Source organism: Pseudomonas sp. TH15, assembly GCF_016651105.1.
Classification (GTDB): Bacteria; Pseudomonadota; Gammaproteobacteria; order Pseudomonadales; family Pseudomonadaceae; genus Aquipseudomonas.
The window spans coordinates 340,001-362,032 of the sequence record NZ_JAEKEL010000001.1; the positions used below are offsets into that span (position 1 = coordinate 340,001).

The 22,032-nt window shown below is 58.7% G+C and carries 22 protein-coding genes (1 of these 22 running past the window's edge); 10 read left to right on the forward strand and 12 right to left on the reverse strand.

All coding sequences use genetic code 11. The features are described 5' to 3' along the window. Nucleotides 1-991, reverse strand: partial view of a tyrosine--tRNA ligase gene (gene tyrS, locus JFT87_RS01650; RefSeq protein WP_201198231.1) — the 5' portion only. 209 nt of this gene lie to the left of the window's left edge; the window shows 991 of its 1,200 coding nt (coding positions 1-991); the start codon lies at nucleotides 989-991; the stop codon falls past the left edge of the window. 211 nt (nucleotides 992-1,202) lie between these two features. Between tyrS and JFT87_RS01655 the strand changes: the two genes are divergently transcribed. Both JFT87_RS01655 and JFT87_RS01660 read left to right on the forward strand, forming a co-directional pair. After that, nucleotides 1,203-2,621 carry a peptidoglycan DD-metalloendopeptidase family protein gene (locus JFT87_RS01655; RefSeq protein ID WP_201198232.1) on the forward strand — a complete coding sequence of 473 codons (1,419 nt, stop codon included), beginning with the start codon at nucleotides 1,203-1,205 and terminating at the stop codon, nucleotides 2,619-2,621. A 3-nt stretch (nucleotides 2,622-2,624) separates the two neighbouring features. Next, nucleotides 2,625-3,716 (forward strand): anhydro-N-acetylmuramic acid kinase, encoded by a 1,092-nt coding sequence (locus tag JFT87_RS01660; RefSeq protein ID WP_201198233.1) that lies wholly within the window; start codon nucleotides 2,625-2,627, stop codon nucleotides 3,714-3,716. Between the two features lie 67 nt (nucleotides 3,717-3,783). Here JFT87_RS01660 and erpA read toward each other — a convergent pair whose 3' ends face one another. Together erpA and argC are read right to left on the reverse strand one after the other, a co-directional pair. Beyond that, on the reverse strand, nucleotides 3,784-4,134 hold the full coding sequence (gene erpA / locus JFT87_RS01665) for an iron-sulfur cluster insertion protein ErpA (RefSeq protein WP_007947969.1): 351 nt from the start codon (nucleotides 4,132-4,134) through the stop codon (nucleotides 3,784-3,786). A gap of 168 nt (nucleotides 4,135-4,302) precedes the next feature. Beyond that, on the reverse strand, nucleotides 4,303-5,337 hold the full coding sequence (argC, locus tag JFT87_RS01670; protein ID WP_201189644.1) for an N-acetyl-gamma-glutamyl-phosphate reductase: 1,035 nt from the start codon (nucleotides 5,335-5,337) through the stop codon (nucleotides 4,303-4,305). Between the two features lie 135 nt (nucleotides 5,338-5,472). Here argC and hemJ point away from each other — a divergent pair, with 135 nt between their 5' ends. The 6 genes from hemJ (at nucleotide 5,473) to coq7 (ending at nucleotide 10,056) form a co-directional block, all read left to right on the forward strand. After that, nucleotides 5,473-5,901 (forward strand): protoporphyrinogen oxidase HemJ, encoded by a 429-nt coding sequence (gene hemJ, locus JFT87_RS01675; RefSeq protein ID WP_201189646.1) that lies wholly within the window; start codon nucleotides 5,473-5,475, stop codon nucleotides 5,899-5,901. Nucleotides 5,902-5,935: 34 nt separating this feature from the next. Then, nucleotides 5,936-6,904, forward strand: coding sequence for an NAD(P)H-dependent flavin oxidoreductase (locus tag JFT87_RS01680; protein ID WP_201198234.1), 969 nt, complete (start codon nucleotides 5,936-5,938; stop codon nucleotides 6,902-6,904). A 92-nt stretch (nucleotides 6,905-6,996) separates the two neighbouring features. Continuing rightward, on the forward strand, nucleotides 6,997-7,947 hold the full coding sequence (locus tag JFT87_RS01685) for a DUF805 domain-containing protein (protein WP_201198235.1): 951 nt from the start codon (nucleotides 6,997-6,999) through the stop codon (nucleotides 7,945-7,947). Between the two features lie 62 nt (nucleotides 7,948-8,009). Further along, complete coding sequence (locus JFT87_RS01690; RefSeq protein WP_201198236.1) at nucleotides 8,010-8,798, forward strand: SDR family NAD(P)-dependent oxidoreductase; 789 nt, start codon at nucleotides 8,010-8,012, stop codon at nucleotides 8,796-8,798. Between the two features lie 81 nt (nucleotides 8,799-8,879). Beyond that, nucleotides 8,880-9,218, forward strand: coding sequence for an HIT domain-containing protein (locus JFT87_RS01695; protein ID WP_201198237.1), 339 nt, complete (start codon nucleotides 8,880-8,882; stop codon nucleotides 9,216-9,218). Between the two features lie 190 nt (nucleotides 9,219-9,408). Beyond that, nucleotides 9,409-10,056: a 2-polyprenyl-3-methyl-6-methoxy-1,4-benzoquinone monooxygenase gene (gene coq7, locus JFT87_RS01700; RefSeq protein WP_201198238.1), complete on the forward strand. Its 648-nt coding sequence runs from the start codon at nucleotides 9,409-9,411 to the stop codon at nucleotides 10,054-10,056. Nucleotides 10,057-10,159: 103 nt separating this feature from the next. On the opposite strand, the gene speD is transcribed toward coq7, so the two are convergent. Both speD and JFT87_RS01710 read right to left on the reverse strand, forming a co-directional pair. After that, nucleotides 10,160-10,954 (reverse strand): adenosylmethionine decarboxylase, encoded by a 795-nt coding sequence (gene speD / locus JFT87_RS01705; RefSeq protein ID WP_201189656.1) that lies wholly within the window; start codon nucleotides 10,952-10,954, stop codon nucleotides 10,160-10,162. Between the two features lie 239 nt (nucleotides 10,955-11,193). After that, nucleotides 11,194-11,616 carry an OsmC family protein gene (locus JFT87_RS01710; RefSeq protein ID WP_003176451.1) on the reverse strand — a complete coding sequence of 141 codons (423 nt, stop codon included), beginning with the start codon at nucleotides 11,614-11,616 and terminating at the stop codon, nucleotides 11,194-11,196. Between the two features lie 249 nt (nucleotides 11,617-11,865). Between JFT87_RS01710 and crp the strand changes: the two genes are divergently transcribed. Beyond that, a complete protein-coding gene (gene crp, locus JFT87_RS01715) occupies nucleotides 11,866-12,510 on the forward strand; it encodes a cAMP-activated global transcriptional regulator CRP (protein ID WP_201198239.1) in 645 nt (214 codons plus the stop codon). Here crp and JFT87_RS01720 read toward each other — a convergent pair. The 4 genes from JFT87_RS01720 to JFT87_RS01735 form a co-directional block, all read right to left on the reverse strand. Further along, nucleotides 12,507-13,208 (reverse strand): lipoate--protein ligase family protein, encoded by a 702-nt coding sequence (locus JFT87_RS01720; protein WP_201198240.1) that lies wholly within the window; start codon nucleotides 13,206-13,208, stop codon nucleotides 12,507-12,509. The genes crp and JFT87_RS01720 overlap by 4 nt on opposite strands. A 128-nt stretch (nucleotides 13,209-13,336) precedes the next feature. Then, entirely contained in the window at nucleotides 13,337-14,173 is an 837-nt protein-coding gene (gene trpC / locus JFT87_RS01725) for an indole-3-glycerol phosphate synthase TrpC (protein WP_201198241.1), read from the reverse strand. Then, on the reverse strand, nucleotides 14,170-15,219 hold the full coding sequence (gene trpD, locus JFT87_RS01730; RefSeq protein WP_201198242.1) for an anthranilate phosphoribosyltransferase: 1,050 nt from the start codon (nucleotides 15,217-15,219) through the stop codon (nucleotides 14,170-14,172). The genes trpC and trpD overlap by 4 nt, the downstream gene beginning before the upstream one ends. A 9-nt stretch (nucleotides 15,220-15,228) precedes the next feature. Next, nucleotides 15,229-15,822 (reverse strand): aminodeoxychorismate/anthranilate synthase component II, encoded by a 594-nt coding sequence (locus JFT87_RS01735; protein ID WP_157713839.1) that lies wholly within the window; start codon nucleotides 15,820-15,822, stop codon nucleotides 15,229-15,231. 408 nt (nucleotides 15,823-16,230) lie between these two features. On the opposite strand from JFT87_RS01735, the gene estP reads away from it, so the two are divergent. Further along, on the forward strand, nucleotides 16,231-18,144 hold the full coding sequence (gene estP, locus JFT87_RS01740; protein ID WP_201198243.1) for an esterase EstP: 1,914 nt from the start codon (nucleotides 16,231-16,233) through the stop codon (nucleotides 18,142-18,144). A gap of 758 nt (nucleotides 18,145-18,902) precedes the next feature. On the opposite strand, the gene trpE is transcribed toward estP, so the two are convergent. The 3 genes from trpE to rpe form a co-directional block, all read right to left on the reverse strand. Further along, nucleotides 18,903-20,381: an anthranilate synthase component I gene (gene trpE, locus JFT87_RS01745; RefSeq protein WP_201198244.1), complete on the reverse strand. Its 1,479-nt coding sequence runs from the start codon at nucleotides 20,379-20,381 to the stop codon at nucleotides 18,903-18,905. A gap of 71 nt (nucleotides 20,382-20,452) precedes the next feature. Continuing rightward, nucleotides 20,453-21,271, reverse strand: a complete 819-nt coding sequence (locus tag JFT87_RS01750) for a phosphoglycolate phosphatase (RefSeq protein WP_201198245.1) — start codon at nucleotides 21,269-21,271, stop codon at nucleotides 20,453-20,455. Then, entirely contained in the window at nucleotides 21,268-21,942 is a 675-nt protein-coding gene (rpe, locus tag JFT87_RS01755) for a ribulose-phosphate 3-epimerase (RefSeq protein WP_123410522.1), read from the reverse strand. Before rpe ends, JFT87_RS01750 begins: the two co-directional genes overlap by 4 nt. Nucleotides 21,943-22,032: the final 90 nt, after the last annotated feature.

Below are 22,032 nucleotides of genomic sequence, written 5' to 3' on the forward strand. Positions count from 1 at the left end.
TCAATTCGATCTCTGGCAGATCATCCGGCAGTTCGCCTTCCTTCATACGGTTACCCGCAGCACGGTGAGCATTGGCCGCCGCCTCTTCTCCATGGAAACGCGCAACGATCTCTTCAGCCAGCTTGATCTTGATGTCCCGTGGATTGGCACCCGCCTCGACATCCGCACGGAATGCATTGATCTCATCCATGGAAAGGAAGCTGAGCAACTCAAAGTAGCGCCACATCAACGCATCCGGAATGGAAACCAGCTTGCTGTACATGACGCCCGGCGCTTCCTGGATACCGACGTAGTTGCCCAACGACTTGGACATCTTCTTCACGCCATCCAGCCCCTCGAGCAACGGCATGGTCAGAATGCACTGCGGCTCTTGACCATAGCCACGCTGCAGCTCACGACCCATCAGCAAGTTGAACTTTTGATCAGTACCTCCCAACTCGACATCCGCACGCAAGGCAACCGAGTCATACCCCTGAACCAGCGGATAAAGGAACTCATGAATAGCGATCGGCTGGTTGGTCGTGTAGCGCTTATCGAAATCGTCGCGCTCGAGCATGCGAGCCACAGTGTACTGCGAGGTCAGGCGAATGAAGTCGGCCGGCGCCATCTGATCCATCCAGGTGGAGTTGAACGCCACCTCGGTTTTGGCAGGATCCAGAATCTTGAAGACCTGAGTCTTGTAGGTCTCGGCATTTTCGAGGACTTGCTCGCGCGTCAGCGGAGGACGAGTAGCGCTCTTGCCACTCGGATCACCGATCATCCCGGTGAAGTCACCTATAAGGAAGATGACCTGATGCCCCAGCTCCTGGAACTGGCGCAGCTTATTAATAAGCACCGTGTGCCCCAGGTGCAAATCCGGCGCAGTCGGATCGAAGCCCGCCTTAATACGTAGCGGCTGGCCACGCTTGAGCTTTTCGATCAGCTCGGACTCGACCAACAGTTCTTCCGCACCACGTTTAATCAGCGCTAGCTGCTCTTCAACCGACTTCATAACAGACCCGCAAGGCTCGAATTCAAAGGGAACCAACCATACAAGATCGCACGTCAAATACAAGGTTTGCCCGGCGCACGGGCGCCAATCCACGGACAGAATGTCCGCGGACTTGCTTCAGAGATGATTTGGTTATATTTTATACAGTTATTTCATCTTCATCATGTCATTCATCTTTTCCAATTCATCTTTTCAAAGTCAAAAACTACCTATGACCACAGAACCGTCTAAAGCGCCCCCGCTTTACCCGAAGACCCACCTGCTTGCTGCAAGTGGCATCGCCGCCCTTCTCAGCCTGGCGCTCCTGGTATTCCCTTCCAGTGATGTTGAAGCCAAAAAGACGACCCTGAGCCTTGAACTGGAAAGCCCTGCTGAACAACTGACACAAGATCAAGACGCTGCTGACGCCGTCCAAGCCACAAATGAGCCAGCAGCCTCCCCTTTCGCGCAGATCGAAGACAGCGCCGAAGACACCAAGGAAACCGCCCAGGCAGCCCCTGCGCCGCTGGTCGAACCGAAGAAGGCGCCCAGCCACAAAGAAGTGATTGTTGGCAAAGGTGACACCCTTTCGACTCTGTTTGCAAAGGTCGGCCTTCCAGCCGCTTCAGTGCATGACGTGCTGGCCAGTGACAAGCAGGCCAAGCAATTCAGCCAACTAAAGCATGGCCAGAAACTTGAATTCGAACTGGGTCCCGATGGCCAGCTGACTAACCTGCACAGCAAAGTCAGCGACCTCGAAAGCATCACCCTGACCAAGAATGACAAGGGTTATGTGTTCAACCGCATTACCGCCAAACCGACCGTGCGCTCCGCCTATGTTCATGGCGTGATCAACAGTTCTCTGTCGCAGTCCGCCGCTCGCGCCGGTCTGTCCCACAGCCAGACCATGGACATGGCCAGCGTGTTTGGCTACGACGTCGACTTCGCCCAGGATATTCGCCAGGGTGACGAGTTCGACGTGATCTATGAGCAGAAAGTGGTCAACGGCAAGGCTGTCGGCAATGGTCCGATCCTCTCCGCACGCTTCACCAACCGGGGCAAGACCTACACCGCCGTGCGTTACACCAACAAACAAGGCAACAGCAGCTATTACACAGCTGATGGCAACAGCATGCGCAAGGCATTCATCCGCACCCCGGTAGATTTCGCCCGCATCAGCTCGAAATTCTCCATGGGCCGCAAACACCCGATTCTGAACAAGATCCGCGCCCACAAAGGCGTTGATTACGCCGCACCACGCGGTACACCGATCAAAGCGACCGGTGACGGCAAAGTGCTTTTGGCCGGTCGTCGTGGCGGCTACGGCAACACGATCATCATCCAGCACGGCAACACCTACCGTACGCTGTACGGCCACATGCAGGGCTTCGCCAAAGGTGTGCAAACTGGCGGCAACGTCAAGCAAGGCCAGGTGATTGGTTACATTGGCACCACTGGCCTGTCCACTGGCCCGCACTTGCACTATGAGTTTCAGGTCAACGGCGTGCATGTCGACCCACTGGGCCAGAAGCTACCAATGGCTGATCCGATTGCCAAAGCCGAGCGCGCACGTTTCCTGGCACAAAGTCAGCCGTTGATGGCGCGGATGGAACAAGAGAAGGCCACCTTGCTGGCCTCGAGCAAGCGCTAAGCCATGGCGCTCTATATAGGTGTGATGTCCGGGACCAGCCTCGATGGCCTGGACATTGCGCTGATCGAGCAAGCCCCGGCGATCAAGCTGATCGCCACGCACTACATTCCCATGCCTGAATCCCTGCGCGCCGAGCTGCTTGGCTTGTGCGCCAGCGGTCCGGACGAGATTGCCCGCTCCGCCATCGCCCAGCAGAACTGGGTGAAACTGGCCGCACAGGGTATCCACACGCTCCTTGATCAGCAGCAACTCAAACCCCACGACATTCGGGCGATTGGCAGCCACGGCCAGACCATTCGCCACGAGCCTGCACGCGGGTTTACCGTACAAATCGGCAACCCGGCGCTGCTGACCGAGCTGACCGGCATCACCGTGGTCAGCGATTTCCGCAGCCGCGACGTTGCCGCCGGCGGCCAGGGCGCGCCACTGGTTCCCGCCTTCCACGAAGCCTTGTTTGAGACTCAACCAGGCAACCGTGCAGTACTGAACGTCGGTGGCTTCAGCAACCTCAGCCTGATTGAACCTGGCAAACCTGTCGCCGGTTTCGATTGCGGCCCGGGGAATGTCCTGCTGGACGCCTGGATTCACCAACAACGGGGCGATAATTTCGATCGCGACGGCCAATGGGCGGCCAGCGGCAAGGTTGAGCCGACGCTGCTGAACGAGCTACTCAGCGATCCATTCTTCGTGACCAAGGGCCCCAAGAGCACCGGCCGCGAAGTGTTTAACCTGCCTTGGCTGACGCAGCACCTGTCGCACTTGCCCACCTTCGCTGCCGAAGATGTGCAGGCGACCCTGCTCGAACTGACAGCTTTGACCATCACCGAGTCGCTGCAAAGTGCTCAAACGGACACCCAGGAACTGCTGATCTGCGGAGGCGGCGCGCACAACGCCACGCTGATGGCCCGCTTGGCGAGTCTGCTACCGAGCGCCAAGGTCCGTAGCACCGCGGCTTACGGTGTCGACCCGGACTGGGTTGAAGCCATGGCCTTTGCCTGGATGGCCCATTGCTGCCTTGAAGGCATCGCCGCCAACCGCCCAAGCGTCACCGGTGCCCGCGGGTTGCGCATACTCGGCGCCATCTACCCAGCTTAAAGACCAGACAGCAAAACGCCGCAGGACTGTGAAGCCCTGCGGCGCTTTGTAATACGGTGAAGCGCGATCAGATCGAGAACGAAGAACCGCAGCCACAGGTCGTGCTGGCGTTCGGATTCTTGATCACGAAACGCGAACCTTCCAGACCTTCCTGATAATCCACCTCGGCACCTGCCAAGTATTGGAAGCTCATCGGATCGACGACCAGACTCACACCTTCGCGCTCGACGATGGTGTCGTCATCGGCCACTTCTTCATCGAAGGTGAAGCCGTACTGAAAACCTGAACAACCACCGCCCGTAACGAATACGCGCAGCTTCAAGCGATCATTCCCCTCTTCATCGACCAGGCTCTTCACCTTGTGCGCGGCACCGTGGGTGAATTGCAAAGCCGTGGGGGTGAAGGATTCGACGCTCATGCTGACTATCTCCCGGCGTTACGCCGCCATAATGCGTGATGACGGGCATTATCCGCTTCTCCTAGAAAATTGGTCAACTATTGTTACGGTATATCAATAAACCCGATCGCCAGTCCGAAATGCAAAAAGGCCCGCTTAACGGGCCTTTTTGCTGGGCGGGATAAGGCCCTACGGCAGCATGCCCGCGTGGGACAGTCCCAAGCGTTCATCCAACCCGAACAGAATGTTCAGGTTCTGCACAGCCTGGCCCGACGCCCCCTTGACCAGGTTATCGATCACCGACAACACCACCACCAGGTCACCGTCCTGTGGACGATGCACGGCGATACGGCAAACGTTGGCACCGCGCACGCTACGGGTTTCCGGGTGGCTGCCAGCCGGCATCACATCGACGAACGGTTCGTTGGCGTAACGCTTTTCAAACAGCGCCTGCAGATCCACCGAACGATCCACGACGTTCGCGTACAGCGTCGAGTGAATGCCGCGAATCATCGGGATCAGGTGCGGAACGAAGGTCAGACCAACGTCCTTGCCCGATGCGCGACGCAGGCCCTGGCGAATTTCCGGCAGGTGACGGTGACCTTTGACGGCATAAGCCTTCATGCTTTCCGACGTCTCGGAGTACAGCGAACCTACCGCCGCGCCACGACCGGCACCGCTGACACCGGATTTGCAGTCAGCGATCAGACGGGAAGTATCCGCCAGACCTGCTTCGAGCAACGGCAGGAAACCCAGTTGCGTGGCGGTTGGGTAGCAACCCGGCACAGCGATCAGGCGCGCTTGCTTGATCTGCTCGCGATTGACTTCCGGCAGACCGTAAACCGCTTCTTCCAGCAACTCTGGCGCACCGTGCGGCTGGCCATACCATTTGGCCCACTCATCAGCGTCTTGCAGACGGAAGTCCGCCGACAGGTCGATGACCTTGGTCCCGGCCGCCAGCAGTTCACCGGCCAAAGCATGGGCAACCCCGTGGGGCGTAGCAAAGAACACCACGTCGCAGGCGCCCAGGGTCTTGATGTCCGGAACGCTGAACGCCAGGCCGTCGTAGTGGCCTCGCAGGTTCGGATACATATCAGCCACGGCCAGACCGGCCTCGGATCGGGAAGTGATGACAACCACTTCAGCCTGCGGATGCTGTGCCAACAAACGCAGCAGTTCGACACCGGTGTAACCCGTGCCGCCGACGATACCGACCTTGACCATAAACCTGCCCTCAACGAACCCACTGGAAAGCCGTCGATAATAGGGGCCGCGCGGCCCTGCGACAACCGTCAAGGTGACGTGCGGCGGCACAAGCCTCTACTATTCGGGCTACCGTGAACCTGGGAATAACTAAAAATGCTTTATCTGTGGCTCAAAGCGCTTCACATCGTCAGCATGGTCTGCTGGTTTGCCGGCCTGTTCTACCTGCCGCGACTGTTCGTCTATCACGCGCAAAGCGAAGACACCGTCAGCAAGGAACGCTTCAGCGTCATGGAGCGCAAGCTGTACCGCGGCATCATGGGCCCGGCGATGATCGCCACCCTGGTCTTCGGCATCGCGCTGATCGCCCTAAACCCAAGCATATTCAGCCAAGGCGCGTGGATTCACGCCAAGTTGACGCTGGTGGTGATCCTGATCGGCTACCACCACATGTGTGGCGCACAGGTAAAACGTTTTGCCCGTGGCGAAAACACCCGCAGCCATGTCTTTTATCGCTGGTTCAATGAAGTGCCGGTTCTGATATTGCTGGCTATCGTAATTCTGGTCGTCGTTCGGCCGTTCTAAATCCAATAAGTCACCATTTACCGGGGTACTTCCAATGTCGCTGCCCGCTCTGCTCGAACAACGTTTGCGTCTGCCCGTGGTGGCAGCGCCGATGTTTCTGATTTCCAATCCCCAGTTGGTGCTGGCCTGCTGCCGAAACGGCGTAGTGGGCAGCTTCCCGGCTCTGAACCAACGCGAGAGCAGCGGCTTCAAGGCCTGGCTGGAAGAGATCGAAGCAGGCTTGGCGACACTGGAGAACCCGGCGCCTTACGCGGTGAACCTGATCGTCCACAACAGCAATCCACGGCTGCAAGCGGATCTGGAGATCTGCATCGAACACAAAGTGCCGATCGTGATCACCAGCCTCGGCGCCGTGAAAGAGCTGGTGGACGCGGTCCACAGCTATGGCGGCCTGGTATTTCACGACGTGACGACTCGTCGCCACGCAGAAAAAGCCGCTGAGGCCGGCGTCGATGGTTTGATCGCCGTGGCCGCCGGCGCGGGTGGCCACGCCGGGACCTGGAGCCCGTTTTCGTTAATCGCCGAGATCCGTCAGTTCTTCGACAAGACCCTGCTGTTGGCGGGTTGCCTGAACCACGGTCACGAGATTCTCGCCGCGCAATTGCTCGGTGCGGATTTAGCCTACTTCGGTACGCGATTTATCGGCACCACTGAAAGTCATGCACCTGACGCCTACAAGCAGATGTTGCTGACATCCAGAGCGGCGGACATCGTCCATACTCCAGCGGTGTCGGGGGTTCCGGCAAGCTTCATGCGCCAGAGCCTTGAAGCTGCCGGTTTCGACACGGCAGCCCTGCAAGGCAAGGGAGAAGTAAACTTCGGCTCCAAGCTCAAGCCTATAAGTGATGAAGCCAAAGCCTGGAAAACCGTGTGGTCTGCCGGTCAGGGCGTTGGGGAAATCGATGACTTGCCGAGTGTCGATGAATTGGTCGCACGGCTGGATGCGGAATACCGCAAGGCGCTGGAACTGGCGGCACAGCTGCCGAAACGCTGGCCGCGCTGAGCTGAAAATTTAGCCAGCCCCACCCGGCTGGCTTTACACTCGATACCTGCAATATTTTCTAACTCAAATCCTCGCGACAAGGATGCCTCGCAATGAGCGACAACCGTTTCAAGATCGTTTTCGACGGCGCTCTGCTGCCTGGTGTTGATGTCACCACCGCCAAGCTCAATCTCGCCGAGCTATATAAAAGTGAAGTGGCTGCCGTCGAACGGCTGTTCAATGGTCGCACCGTCGCGCTCAAACGCGACCTGCCCCATAGCGATGCACAGGCTTATCTGCAGGCGCTGAGCAAAACCGGCATCGACGCCCGGCTAGAACCCGAAACAACCATCGAACTCAACCTGTCAGACGTCCACGACCACACCCCTGCCCCCACCGAACCGCAATCCCCTTACGCACCGCCCCGAGCCGCTGTCGGCGAAAGTCTGCCGGCGTTTGCCACGCTCAAGCCGTTCAGCGTCGAAGGCCGCATCGGCCGCTTGCGCTATCTCGCCTGGACGATGGTGCTCAGTCTGGTGACGTTGCCGATTATCGGCATCTTTGCCCTGATCGCTTTGGGGCTGGTCAGCGGTGACTCGACCACAGGCCTGATCATTGGCGGCATACTTGCCTTCTTCCTGTTCCTCGGCTTTTTCATTGTCAGCATCCTGTTCAGCGTTCAACGCTTGCACGATATCGGCTGGTCGGGCTGGCTGTGGTTGCTGAACCTCGTCCCGTTCGTGGGCAGCTTCTTCCCCTTCGTGATCATGGTTGTGCCAGGCAATACCGGCGCCAACCAATATGGCCCGCCTCCTCCGCCAAACAGCACGGCGGTCAAGGTGCTCTGCTCACTGTGGATCGTATTCTTCGCGCTGATCTTCGCTGGCGGAATTCTCGGCGGCTTCTCGGCCGTCCAGCAGGAATACGAAAGCAGTCTGGAAAGCAGCTATGAAAGCGGCTCGGTGAACACCGATGAAGTAGAGGTCGAAGTCGAGCCGGCGGCGAATTCCGCCGACGAGGCAGCCGAAGAAGCCCCGGCCCCTGTAGACTCTGCGAAAGAATGAACAGCGCTCCCCGCCCGTGACACCTGCGTCGCCGGCGCGGAGCTGTTGCGATGGAGAACTGCATGACCCGTTACGCTCTGATCACCGGCGCATCCAGCGGCATCGGCCTGGCGATGGCCGAAGCGCTGGCCCGCCGTGGCCGCAGCCTGATTCTGGTGGCCCGACAGCGTGATCAGCTGGAAAGCATTGCGATTGAACTGACCCAACGTTTTGGCGTTGAGGTGTTATTCCGTGCCTGTGATCTGGGTGAGCCGTTAAGGCTGTCCGGGTTTCTACTGGAACTGGAAGAAGGCGACCGCCAGATAGACTTGTTGGTCAACTGCGCCGGCATCGGCACGTGCGGCCCCTTCCTGGCCCAGGACTGGATGACCGAGCAAGACTTGATCGAGGTAAACATCCTGGCGCTCACTCGCTTGTGCCACGCCATCGGAAACAGCATGGCCTTGCAGGGCGGCGGGCAGATTTTGAATGTGGCCTCGGTGGCGGCGTTCCATCCCGGCCCCTGGATGAGCACTTATTACGCGAGCAAGGCTTATGTCCTGCATTTTTCCGAAGGCTTACGCGTTGAGCTGAAGAAATGCGCAGTCAAGGTTTCAGTGCTCTGCCCTGGCCCGACCCGCACCGCGTTCTTCCACACCGCGCAACTGGACACCGGAAAACTGGCGCAAAGCAAACTGCTCATGAGTCCCGAGGAGGTCGCGCTGTACACCGTACGAGCCCTGGAAAAAAATCGCGCCATCATTATTCCGGGTCGAATTAATCGCTGGTTTGCTTTCCTGCCGCGATTAGGCTCGCGATGGCTGACCCGGACCATCGCCGGCATGGTCAACAAGGCCTATTGCCCGCGCTGAATCCCCTTAAAGGTAAATGGCTGGGCTCCGGTCTACCCCATGGGTACACTCAGGTCAGCCCAAACAACGGAGAAAACAGCTGTGGATACTCTGTTCACCAAGATCATCAACCGGGAAATCCCGGCGAAGATCATCTACGAGGACGACCAGGTACTGGCCTTCCACGACATCGCCCCACAGGCCCCGGTGCATTTTCTGGTCATCCCGAAGAAGCCGGTGCGCACCCTCAACGACTTGACCGAGGACGACAAGGTGCTGGCCGGGCATATTCTGTTCACCGCCCAACGCCTGGCGCTGGAACTGGGCTGCGAAGAAGGGTTCCGCGTGGTCATGAACTGCAATGAACAGGGTGGGCAGACCGTCTATCACATTCATATGCATGTACTGGGTCAGCGCCAGATGCACTGGCCGCCGGGTTGATTCACCACTCTGCCTCTGTAGGAGCGAGGCTTGCCCGCGAAAAGGGCGACGCGGTTCATTCAGACAGACCGCGTTATCGTTCTTCGCGGGCAAGCCTTGCTCCTACAGGATTGGTTGCAAATGACCCAGCGCAAACCTTCCCCGGCCGATTCGGTTAAACTGGCCGCCGAGATTCTTCCCGGAGGTCAGCATGACTACCCAACGTCACTACTCGCCAATCGACCGTCTTCTGCTGCAAGCCGATGCCGCGATGCGTACCCTGCTGCCTTTCAGTGGCCAGCCGTACCGTCCGTCGCCGGCTATCGTGCAGCCTGAAGCGCAAATGAGCGATGAAGACACCCGGCATGTCGCCGGTCTGATGCGCATCAACCATACCGGCGAAGTCTGCGCCCAGGCGCTGTATCAGGGTCAGGCACTGACCGCCAAGCTGCCGAAAGTGCGCGCCGCCATGGAACATGCCGCCGAAGAAGAAATCGATCACCTGGTCTGGTGCGAACAACGCATTCATCAGTTGGGTAGTCACACCAGCATTCTGAACCCACTGTTTTATGGCATGTCGTTCGGGATTGGCGCCGTCGCCGGGTTGATCAGCGACAAGGTCAGTCTGGGATTTGTGGCCGCTACAGAGCATCAGGTCTGTAAACACTTGAACGAGCATCTTGAGCAACTGCCGGCCGAAGACGAAAAGTCTCGAGCGATTCTTGAGCAAATGCGGATTGATGAAGAACATCACGCCGAAAGCGCGCTGGAGGCTGGTGGTTTTCGATTCCCGGCGCCGGTGAAGTTCGGGATGAGTCTTTTGGCCAAGGTGATGACCAAGAGTACTTATCGGATCTGATAGCTCGGTTGCCTGATAGGACCTCTTCGCACGGTTTATCGAGCAGACCGCAATAAAAAAGGCGACTACCGCTAAGTAGTCGCCTTTTTTGTACCCGAAAATCTTAGCTCGGCATGTTGCGCGCGTAGAAGATTTCCAGCATTTCGTGTTTCACACGATCAGTCACCTGGGCACGTTGCTCAGAGGACAGACTGTTGGTCGCGTCGCCGAACAGGTAGTTATCCAGTTCGAAGTTCTTCAACAGCATTTTGGTGTGGAACAGGTTTTCCTGATACACGTTCACGTCAGTCATCTGGTAACTGTCGCGGGTGTCTTCGGAGAGGTAATTCTGGATCGAGTTGATTTCGTGGTCGATGAAGTGCTTTTTGCCTTCAACGTCACGAGTGAACCCGCGCACGCGATAATCCACGGTCACGATGTCCGAATCGAACTGGTGAATCAGGAAGTTGAGCGCTTTAAGCGGTGAAATGACGCCACAGGTCGACACGTCAATGTCCACACGGAAGGTTGCAATACCGTCCACCGGATGGATTTCCGGGTAGGTGTGCACCGTGATGTGGCTCTTGTCGAGGTGGGCCAGGATAATCTCGGGCAACGGGCCCGGGGACTCTTCGATCTGGCTGTCGGTCGGGGTTACCGGCTCTTCAGAGATCAGAATCGTGACGCTGGCGCCCTGTGGGTCGTAGTCCTGACTGGCGATGTTCAGGATGTTGGCACCAATGATATCGACAACTTCTGTGAGGATCTGCGTCAGGCGCTTCGCGTTGTACTCTTCATTGATGTACTCGACGTAAGCCTGTTGGTCTTGCGGGGTTTCCGCGTAGCAGATGTCATAGATGTTGAAGCTCAAGGTCTTTGTCAGGTTATTGAACCCGTGGAGCTTGAGTTTGCTTTTCACCGTTAAAAACTCTCTATGTATTGCGGCCCAGGCCGCGTGATCAAGCATGCCCGTCAAATGCGAACAACGCACCTGCGTAGGACGGTTAACACCTCTTCGCGATGGCGATTTTGGTTGTCTGTTCGGGTGTGCGGCCTGTCGGGTGACGGGCCACGACCCTGAAAAAAGTGGCGCATTATGCAGACGTCAGCTATGGATCGCCAGAGTCTGCACCGCTTTTATGATAGTTGAATGTCGAATCAACCGAGTTCGATGATTTCGTAATCGTGGGTAATGGCCACGCCAGCCGCGCCGAGCATGATCGAAGCCGAGCAATACTTCTCGGCAGACAGTTCGATGGCGCGTTTAACCTGGGCTTCTTTCAAGCCTCGGCCCTTGACCACAAAGTGCATATGGATCTTGGTGAAGACCTTCGGATCCTCAGTCGCGCGCTCGGCTTCAAGGAACGCTTCGCAGCTCTCGACGGCCTGGCGGGACTTCTTGAGGATGCTGACCACATCGAAATTGCTGCAACCGCCGACGCCCAGCAGGAGCATTTCCATTGGGCGTACACCCAGGTTACGGCCGCCGGCTTCCGGCGGACCGTCCATGACCACGACATGACCGCTGCCGGACTCACCGAGGAACATGGCTTCGCCAGCCCATTGGATGCGTGCCTTCATCGCCAAGACTCCACTGTCTAAAAAAGGGTCGCCAGCTTAGCACAGGGGCCTGGAATGACAGCGTTTCGCGGTCCTAGGACGCGTGTACCAACTGCGTAGGTAAATTCTCAAATCTTGAGGGAATGTGTCTGTTAAGCTGGCGCCAATTCGCTGGCGCATGGCCAGCTATAAAGCGAATGAAAAAATCGCAGGCTTTACTCGCTCCTACAAAAAAACCAAGACACCGTGCAGTCTTTTCGGGATACAACCATGGTTGCTATTACCCCCACACCCAAGATCAAGAACCTCGACAAGCTGTTGATGCATTGCCAGCGCCGTCGTTATGCGGCCAAGAGCAATATCATCTGTGCCGGCGATCGTTCTGAAACACTGTTCTTCATCATCAAGGGCTCGGTCACGATCCTGATCGAGGACGACGACGGCCGCGAGATGATCATCTCCTACCTGAACGCCGGGGACTTCTTCGGCGAGCTGGGGTTGTTCGAACAGGCCGGCCTGGAACAGGAACGCAGTGCCTGGGTACGCGCCAAAATCGAATGCGAAGTCGCGGAAATCAGCTACGCGAAATTCCGCGAGTTATCCCAACAAGATCCAGACATTCTTTACGTGCTCAGCGGACAAATCGCACAGCGCCTGCGCAATACCACGCGCAAAGTCGGCGACCTGGCCTTCTTTGATGTGACCGGTCGCGTCGCTCGCTGCTTGCTGGAACTGTGCAAGCAGCCGGATGCCATGACCCACCCGGACGGAATGCAGATCAAAGTAACCCGTCAGGAAATCGGGCGGATTGTCGGGTGTTCCCGAGAGATGGTTGGCCGCGTGCTCAAGGATCTTGAGGAACGCAACCTGGTGGATGTCAAAGGCAAGACCATGGTGGTCTTCGGCACGCGTTAAGCCTCGAACATCCCGGCCAGCATTTGGCGGTAGAGCGTGTCGAGGCGTTCCAGTGCATTCGGCGCGGCAAACTTTTCATGCAAGGCCATGTGGCTTTCGGCGCGAACCCGCTGCTCGAGGCCGCACGCCTCATTGAAGCGGTTGACCGCCGCGACCATCGAGTCCCGTTCGTTATCCAGCAGCAACGCCCCGTGCACCAACCCTACCGGACGCTGGCCACCCTTGCTCTGGCGCCAACGCTGGGCGGTGCCAACCATCTTGCGACCGTCGAGGTTGACGTTGAAACGGCCATCGCAGAATGCGCCTTCGACTTCGCCCAACGACGATACGCCGCCCAGCTCATCCAGCAACTGGCAAATCGGATCGCAGAGTCGGCGATAGGCGGTTTCGATTCGGCTCTGGTCGCCCTCACTTCGGGGGGGGGCATAGACCAGTGCGATGTTGATGGTTGAGGCCGACTGCGGGACCGGTTCACCGCCGGTTTCGCGCAGCAGGACGGGCCAGCCGGCGGCGGCCGATACTTCACAGGCAGCTTCAAATCCTGGCAGGCGATTCAAACGCCGCGGCATGACGAGAGCACGGTCACTGGGTTGCCAGAACAGCAGACCGAATTCCGAATCACCGGTGCAGACATGGGCCAGCAGATCCTGCTCGGCGAGCAGGCCGGCTTCGGTCGTCAGGGAGGTAATCAGGGTCATAAGGAATTCCGTAGGACGTTAAGTCTGTGGTGAGTCTTATGCCGCCATCGCGAGCAAGTCCGCTCCCACAGTGGATCTCCAGTGCTGGCAGATTTCCTGTGGGAGCGAGCTTGCTCGCGATGCTTTTTTCAGTCGAGAGTCGAACCGCTCACCGCAGAACCACGTTCAGGGAAGAACAAACGCTGCAGTTCGGTGCCAGGGCTTTCGGCGCGCATGAAGGCTTCACCAACCAGGAACGCGTACACATCGCTGATTTCCATCAGCTCGACATCGGCCCGGTTGAAAATGCCGCTCTCGGTAATCACCAGGCGATCACGCGGAATGCGCGGCAACAAGTCGAGGGTGTTTTCCAGGCTGACTTCAAAGGTATGCAGGTTACGGTTGTTCACGCCCACCAGCGGCGTGTCGAGGGTTTTCAAGGCCCGCTCCAGCTCGTCGCCATCGTGAACTTCAACCAGCACATCGAGGCCAACGCTTTTGGCCACGGCCGCCAGCTCGGCCATTTTCACGTCGTCCAGAGCGGAGACGATCAACAGCACGCAGTCCGCGCCCAAGGCACGGGCTTCAACGATCTGGTACGGATCGATCATGAAGTCCTTGCGGATCACCGGCAGCTTGCACGCGGCGCGAGCCTGTTGCAGATACGCATCGGCACCCTGGAAGAAATCGATATCGGTGAGCACCGATAGGCATGTGGCGCCGCCCTTCTCGTAGCTCTTGGCGATGTCGGCGGGAACGAAGTTCTCGCGAATCACGCCTTTGCTCGGCGATGCTTTCTTGATTTCAGCAATCACCGCCGGCTGCTTGAGCTTGGCCTGGGCGATCAGTGCCTTGGCAAAACCACGGGGTGCATCAGCGGCCTTGGCCAGGTTTTCCAACTCGGCCAGGCTGACACGGGCGCTACGCTCGGCAACTTCCTGGACTTTGCGGGCCAGAATGTTCTCCAGAACCGTCGGTACACTCATCCCTCATTCTCCACTCGAAATACCGCGGTAAACGCACCCAACTCCTCGAGTTTCTCCCGAGCAAGGCCGGTGTGCAGCGCGTCGTGCGCCAGGGCAACGCCCTCTTTCAAACTTGTTGCATGGTCTGCGGCATACAGCGCGGCACCAGCATTGAGCACAATCATTTCGGCGGCTTTTTGGCCGTTCTCGGTCTTGCGTTTGCCCAAGGCATCGCGAATCAGTTCCAGCGAAGCCGCCGGGCTGTCGACCGACAGACCGTGCAGGCTCTGGCTCTTCATGCCCAAATCTTCCGGCTCGACCCAATACTCGGTGATCTGGTCGTTCTTCAGCTCCGCCACAAAGGTCGGCGCCGCGAGGCTGAATTCGTCCAGGCCATCTTTGGAGTGCACGACCAACACGTGCTTGCTGCCCAGACGTTGCAAAACTTCAGCCAATGGCCGGCACAACGCCTGGTTGAACACCCCCACCACCTGATGTTTCACGCCGGCCGGATTCGTAAGCGGGCCGAGCATGTTGAACAGAGTACGCAGGCCAAGATCCTTGCGCGGGCCGGCGGCATACTTCATGGCACTGTGGTGGGTCTGGGCAAACATGAAACCGATGCCGACGTTATCGATGCAGCGCGCGACCTGGACCGGCGTCAGGTTCAGGTAGATCCCGGCCGCCTCCAGCAGATCGGCGCTGCCGCTCTTGCCCGAGACCGCACGGTTACCGTGCTTGGCAACGGTACAACCGGCCGCCGCGACCACGAAGGAAGACGCGGTCGAGACGTTGAAGATATTCGCACCGTCACCGCCGGTGCCGACCACATCGACGACGCCGTCGAGGGTCTTGAGTTCGACCTTGTCTGCCAGCTCACGCATGACGGACACCGCGCCGACGATCTCGTCGATGCTTTCGCTCTTCATGCGCATGGCCATCATGAACGCGCCGATCTGCGCATCCGTGCATTGCCCGGTCATGATTTCGCGCATCACATCGCGCATTTCATCGGTGCTGAGGTCGAGGTGATCGACGATACGGCTCAGGGCTGTCTTGATATTCATGAAAAGTCCTTAGCGCGTGCCGCCGGTTTGTTTGAGAAAGTTGGCGAACAGCTCGTGGCCCTGCTCGGTGAGGATCGACTCAGGGTGAAATTGCACCCCCTCGATGTTCAGCGTCTTGTGGCGCAGGCCCATGATCTCGTCGACCGAGCCGTCTTCAAGCTGGGTCCAGGCGGTCAATTCGAGACAATCGGGCAGAGTTTCGCGTTTAACAATCAACGAGTGGTAGCGCGTCACCGTCAGGGGATGATTCAGACCTTCGAATACGCCCTTGTCCTCGTGGAATACCGGGCTAGTCTTACCGTGCATCACTTGACGGGCGCGCACCACATCACCGCCAAAGGCTTGACCGATGGATTGATGGCCGAGGCAAACGCCGAGGATTGGCAGCTTGCCGGCGAAGTGTTTGATCGCTTCGATGGAAATGCCGGCCTCGGTCGGGGTGCAAGGACCGGGGGACACGACGATGCGCTCTGGGTTGAGGGCTTCGATTTCGGCAATGGTGAGTTCATCGTTGCGCACGACTTTGACCTGGGAGCCGAGCTCACCAAGGTACTGCACAACGTTGTAGGTAAAAGAGTCGTAGTTATCGATCATCAGCAACATGACGTGGGGAACCTCTTGAATTCACTGACTTTTAAGACAGCCTTCGAATGATTACCCGCAGTGTGCTGCGCTTTGTCAGGTGCTGGAGTGGCGCCAGCAAAGCGGCATTTCATACAGGTAAAGAAGGCGAAGCGGTACAGGTCCGGCAGGGCCGGCAAAAGAATTCAGGCGCGCCAACGCCAGCGGGCGTGTGCCTTGATGACTTGATCCAGGAGTTTGCTGATGATCAACACGGGAAAGGTCTCATTCATACGTCTTGGCACAGTAACTTAGCTGGGCAGAGCGTGCAATATGGCGCACGCCAAGGCTTGTAAAACAATCGAAGGGGTCGCGACGGATGGCAAAAGGCCGGGAGTTTTTGGTACTGTCGTTTCGTTCTCTACAACAATAAATAAAACGGACTTGCTCATGATCAAACAGACGTTGTTTGTACCGCTCACCAGTTGCCTGCTCGCCCTGGCCTGCGCCCAGGCTAACGCGGCACCGACCCCTTACTCGAATTTCATCGTCTTTGGCGACAGCCTCAACGATGCCGGGACCTTTGCCGACACTGGCGGGCCTGCCGGGGCCACCGAGCGCTTCACTAACCGCACTGGCCCGATCTACACCGACGGTAGCGGCGAAGTCCGCTCGTTCAACGCCACGCAGATCCTGGGCGGCAAGCTTGGGTTCACACCGGACCAGACAGCGTCCTCTTCCTCGGCAGTACGCGCCGGTGAAGGCCTGCCCGATGGCAACAACTGGGCTGTGGGCGGCTACCGAACCGACCAGATTCTCGATTCGATCACGAGTACCTCCGCCACCGGCGAACGTACCCGCGCGGGCTATCTGCCGTCGAACAACTTCCGCGCCGACCCGAATGCGCTGTATTACCTCTCGGGCGGTGGTAATGACTTCCTTCAGGGGCGCGTGACCAGCCTGCCCCAGGCCAGCGCCGCCGCCGATCGCCTGGTCAGCAGCGTGCAAACCCTGCAACAGGCCGGCGCCCGCTACATCATGGTCTGGTTGCTGCCGGATATCGGCTTTACCCCGGCTTTCAACGGTTCGCCACTGCAAGCGTTCACGTCCCAGCTCAGCGCCCAGTTCAACACTGAACTGGTGAGCCAACTGCAGACGGTCAATGCCAACATCATCCCGCTGAACATTCCGGTCCTGCTCAAAGAGACGTTTGCCAATCCGGCGCAATTCGGCCTGGCCACCGACCAGAACCTGAGCGCCACTTGCTTCAGCGGCGACGGTTGCACTGCGAATGCCCGATACGGCATCAACAGTGCGACCCCAGACCCGACCAAGCTGATCTACAACGACTCGGTTCACCCAACCGAAGCCGGGCAGCGCCTGATTGCCGATTACGCCTACTCCCTGCTGTCCGCACCTTGGGAAGCAAGTCTGCTGCCGGAAATGGCCCAAGGCACCCTGCGCGCGCATCAGGATGAATTGCGCAACCAATGGCTGGCCGACTGGGAGAACTGGCAAGACGTTGGCCAATGGCGGGCGATTGTCTCTGCCGGCGGACAACATCAAGACTTCGACAGCCAGCGCAGCGGCGGCGCCAGTGCTGACGGCAATGGTTACAACCTGAACGTCGGTGGCAGCTACCGGCTCAACGAAGCGTGGCGAGTTGGCCTCGCGGCCGGTTTCTACAACCAGAAACTCGAAGCAGGCAGTAACGACTCGGACTACAAGCTGAACACTTATATGGGTACGGCGTTTGCCCAGTATCAGCAGAATCGCTGGTGGGGTGACGTAGCCATGACTGCCGGGCATCTGGACTACGACAGCCTCAAACGCAAATTCCAGTTGGGGGTCAACGAACGCGGGGAGAAAGGCGATACCGACGGTTATGTACTTGGTATCAGCGGTCGCCTGGGTTACGACATCGCGCCAGAAGCCACCAGCCCGTGGCATTTGTCGCCGTTCGTGAGCGCCGACTTCTCCAAGGTAGAGGTCAACGGTTACTCGGAAAATGGCGCCGACTCCACCGCGCTGACGTTCGATGACCAGTCGCGCAACTCCCGGCGTCTTGGTCTGGGTATCCAGGGCAAGTATCAGATCACGCCGCAAACCCAGGTGTTTGGCGAACTGGCCCACGAGCGCGAGTACAACGACGATGCTCAGGACGTGACCATGAATCTCAACAGCCTGCCGAACAACCAATACACCTTGGCCGGCTACACCCCGCAGACCAACCTGAACCGCCTGAACCTGGGCGTGAGCCACAACCTCACCAAGGAACTGGCACTGCGTGCCAGCTACAACATCCGCAGGGATGATGACTTTACCCAGCAGGGCGTCAATGTTGGGGTGGTGTTGGACTTTTAAGCGTTTAGAGCAAAAGATCGCAGCCCGCGGCAACTCCTGCAGGGCTGTTGCAAGTTATAAAAAAGCGGCGCCCTCACAGGCGCCGCTTTTTTTATGCATCACATTTTCTGTAGTGAAGGACATTGCCAGTGGCGAGGGGATTTATCCCCGCTGGGGCGTGAAGCGGCCCCTAAACCAAACACCTCGGTGTATCAGGCAGACCGTATGCAATGGTTTTACGACGGCTGCGCAGTCGAACGGGGATAAATCCCCTCGCCACAAAAGCCCTCTCACACTGGGGATAGGGGATCAGTCCGGGGTTTGTTCGGCCAGGGCTACGGCGCGGAACATGACGCGGCTTTTCTGTAGTGATGGGCATTGCCTGTGGCGAGGGGGCTTGCCCCCGTTGGGTCGCGAAGCGGCCCCAAAACCAGTCACCTCGGTTTATCAGACAGACCGCATGCAATGGTTTTACGACTGCTGCGCAGCCGAACGGGGGCAAGCCCCCTCGCCACAAAAGCCCCCTCATACTGGGGATAGGGGATCAGTCCGGGGTTTGTTCGGCCAGGGCTACGGCGCGGAACATGGCGCGGCTTTTCTGTAGTGATGGGCATTGCCTGTGGCGAGGGGATTTATCCCCGTTGGGGCGCGAAGCGGCCCCTAAACAAAACACCTCGGTGTATCAGACAAACCGTATGCAATGGTTTTACGACTGCTGCGCAGTCGAACGGGGGCAAACCCCCTCGCCACAAAGGCTCGCTCCCACAGGGGATAGGGAATTAGTCCGGGGTTTGTTCGGCCAGGGCTACGGCGCGGAACATCGCGCGGCGCTTGTTCAGGGTTTCTTCCCATTCCAGCGCCGGCACCGAGTCGGCAACGATGCCGCCACCGGCCTGCACGTGCAGCTCGCCGTCCTTGATCACCGCGGTACGGATCGCAATCGCGGTGTCCATGTTGCCGTTCCAGGCGAAGTAACCGACCGCACCGCCGTAGACGCCACGCTTGACCGGTTCCAGTTCGTCGATGATTTCCATCGCACGGATCTTAGGAGCCCCAGACAAAGTGCCCGCCGGCAGAATCGCCCGCAGAGCATCCATCGCCGTCAGCCCGGCCTTCAATTGCCCGGTGACGTTGGACACGATGTGCATCACGTTGGAATAACGCTCGATGACCATCTTCTCGGTGAGTTTCACCGATCCGATTTCCGAGACCCGACCGGTGTCGTTGCGGCCAAGGTCGATCAGCATCAAGTGCTCGGCGATTTCCTTGTCATCCGACAGCAGGTCTTTTTCCAGCGCCAGATCCGCCTCTTCGTTGGCCCCGCGTGGGCGGGTGCCGGCAATCGGGCGCACGGTGATCAGGTTGTCTTCGACCCGCACCAGCACTTCCGGCGAACTGCCGACGACATGGAAGTCGCCGAAGTTGAAGAAGTACATATAAGGCGTCGGGTTGAAGCAACGCAGCGCCCGATACAAATCGATCGGCGCAGCCTTGAAGTCGATGGACATGCGCTGGGACGGCACGACCTGCATGCAGTCACCGGCCAGGATGTATTCCTTGATGGTATCGACGGCTTTTTCGTAATCGTCCTGGGTGAAACTCGAACGGAACACTGGGTCAGCCGATTGCTGCTTGCTGAAATCCAGGCCACGGCGCGGGGTGATCGGCTGGCGGAGTTTTTCCAGCAACGCTTCCAGACGCACATGACCTTGTTCGAAGGCATCCTCTTGCGACGGATCGGCCAGAACGATTGCGTGCATCTTGCCGGCGAGGTTGTCGAACACCACCACCGCGTCGGAAACCATCAGCAGAATGTCCGGCACGCCCAGCGGATCCGGGTTCGGGCATTTGCCCAGACGCTTCTCCACATAGCGCACGCAGTCATAACCGAAGTAACCCACCAAACCGCCATTAAAGCGCGGCAAGCCAGGGATGGTCGGCACGTTGTAGCGGGCTTTGAATTCTTCGACGAAGGCCAATGGATCTTCGGCTTCGTGACTTTCGATCTCGACGCCGTCGTGGGTCACGCTGATGTGGTGATCGTGAACCCGCAACACGGTGCGGCACGGCAGGCCGATGATCGAGTAACGGCCCCACTTCTCGCCGCCCTGCACCGATTCCAGCAGGTAGGAGTTCGGCTCGTCGGCCAGTTTCAGGTAGATCGACAGCGGCGTGTCGAAGTCGGCCAGGGTTTCGCAGGCCATCGGGATACGGTTGTAGCCGGCAGCGGCCAAACGCAGGAATTCTTCGCGGATCATGGGGTAGCCTCGTGGCTTGAGGGTCTAACAGTCAGGTATGCAAACGCGCCGGTATGCCGGCCAGGAACAAGTCAGGCGCGCCAACGCCAGCGGGCCAGGGCCTTGATGACTTTCATCCAGAGTTTGCGAGTGACCACCACGATGGCGTTTCCAGAAGGGGGTTGAACAGCGTCGGGCAACGTTATCTCAGCCGCCAGATCCAGGCAACCGGGAATTAGCTTGCGCAGATCGTCGATCACCAGCGCCGGCGACTCTTCGGCAATCGGCCGGCCATGGTTGTAGCCATAACTCAGCGCCACGCACTTGACCCCGGCCGCTTTCGCCGCCAGCACATCGCTACGCGAATCGCCGACAAACAACGATTGCGACGCCGGGATGTTGGCCATTTTCATCACGAAAAACAGCGCAGCCGGATCGGGCTTCTTCTGCGGCAGGGTATCGCCGCCGATGATCCACTTGAAGTAGCGGCCAATCTTCATCTGATCCAGCAGCGGCGCGACAAAGCGCTCCGGCTTGTTGGTAATCAGCGCCATCTCGACGCCCTGTTTGTGCAGCCACTTCAGGGTGTCGCGCACGCCGGGATAAACCACGGTCAGTTCATGGCTCTCGCTATAAGCCTCCATGAAAATCGCCAGCGCGCCCTCAGCCTCACCGTCATCGACCGTCGAATGGTCGATGCCACCGGCCAGCGCGCGGCGCACCAGCACCGGCGCGCCGTTGCCGACCCACTCGCGCACCGACTCGAGGCCGGCGGGTTGGCGACCCATTTTGAGCAGCATGTTATCCACGGCAACCGCGAGGTCGGGGACCGAATCGATCAGCGTGCCATCCAGATCGAACATCACCAGCCGCGGCAGACGCCCCGGGAACAGCTGCTCAAAGCCACTCATGGGCGAGCCAGCGCCAGTTCGGCGCGCATCTTCTCGATCACTTCCTGGTAGTTCGGCGCATTGAAGATCGCCGAGCCGGCCACGAAGGTGTCGGCGCCAGCGGCGGCGATTTCGCGAATATTGTTCACGTTCACCCCACCGTCGATTTCCAGGCGAATGTCACGGCCGGACGCATCGATCAGCGCACGGGCCTGACGAAGTTTGTCGAGGGTGCCGGGAATAAACTTCTGCCCACCGAAGCCTGGGTTGACGCTCATCAGCAAGATCATGTCGACCTTGTCCATCACGTACTCAAGCACGCTTAGCGGGGTTGCCGGGTTGAACACCAGGCCGGCCTTGCAGCCGCCCTCGCGGATCAGTTGCAGCGAACGGTCAACGTGTTGCGTGGCTTCCGGGTGGAAGGTGATGTAGGTCGCGCCGGCCTCGATGAAGTCGCCAACGATGCGATCCACCGGGCTGACCATCAAATGTGCGTCGATCGGCGCGGTCACGCCGTACTTGCGCAATGCCGCGCAGACCATCGGGCCGATGGTCAGGTTGGGCACGTAATGGTTGTCCATGACATCGAAGTGCACGAAGTCGGCGCCAGCGGCCAGGACGTTGTCCACTTCTTCACCCAGGCGGGCGAAGTCGGCGGAGAGAATCGACGGAGCAATTACGAAGGGCTGCATGACGCACCTTATCTGAGCAGAATCACGATGGCGCGCATTGTATACCTCATGCTTTGACGCGCGCACTGTGACCGCGATGATTGGGCCTGC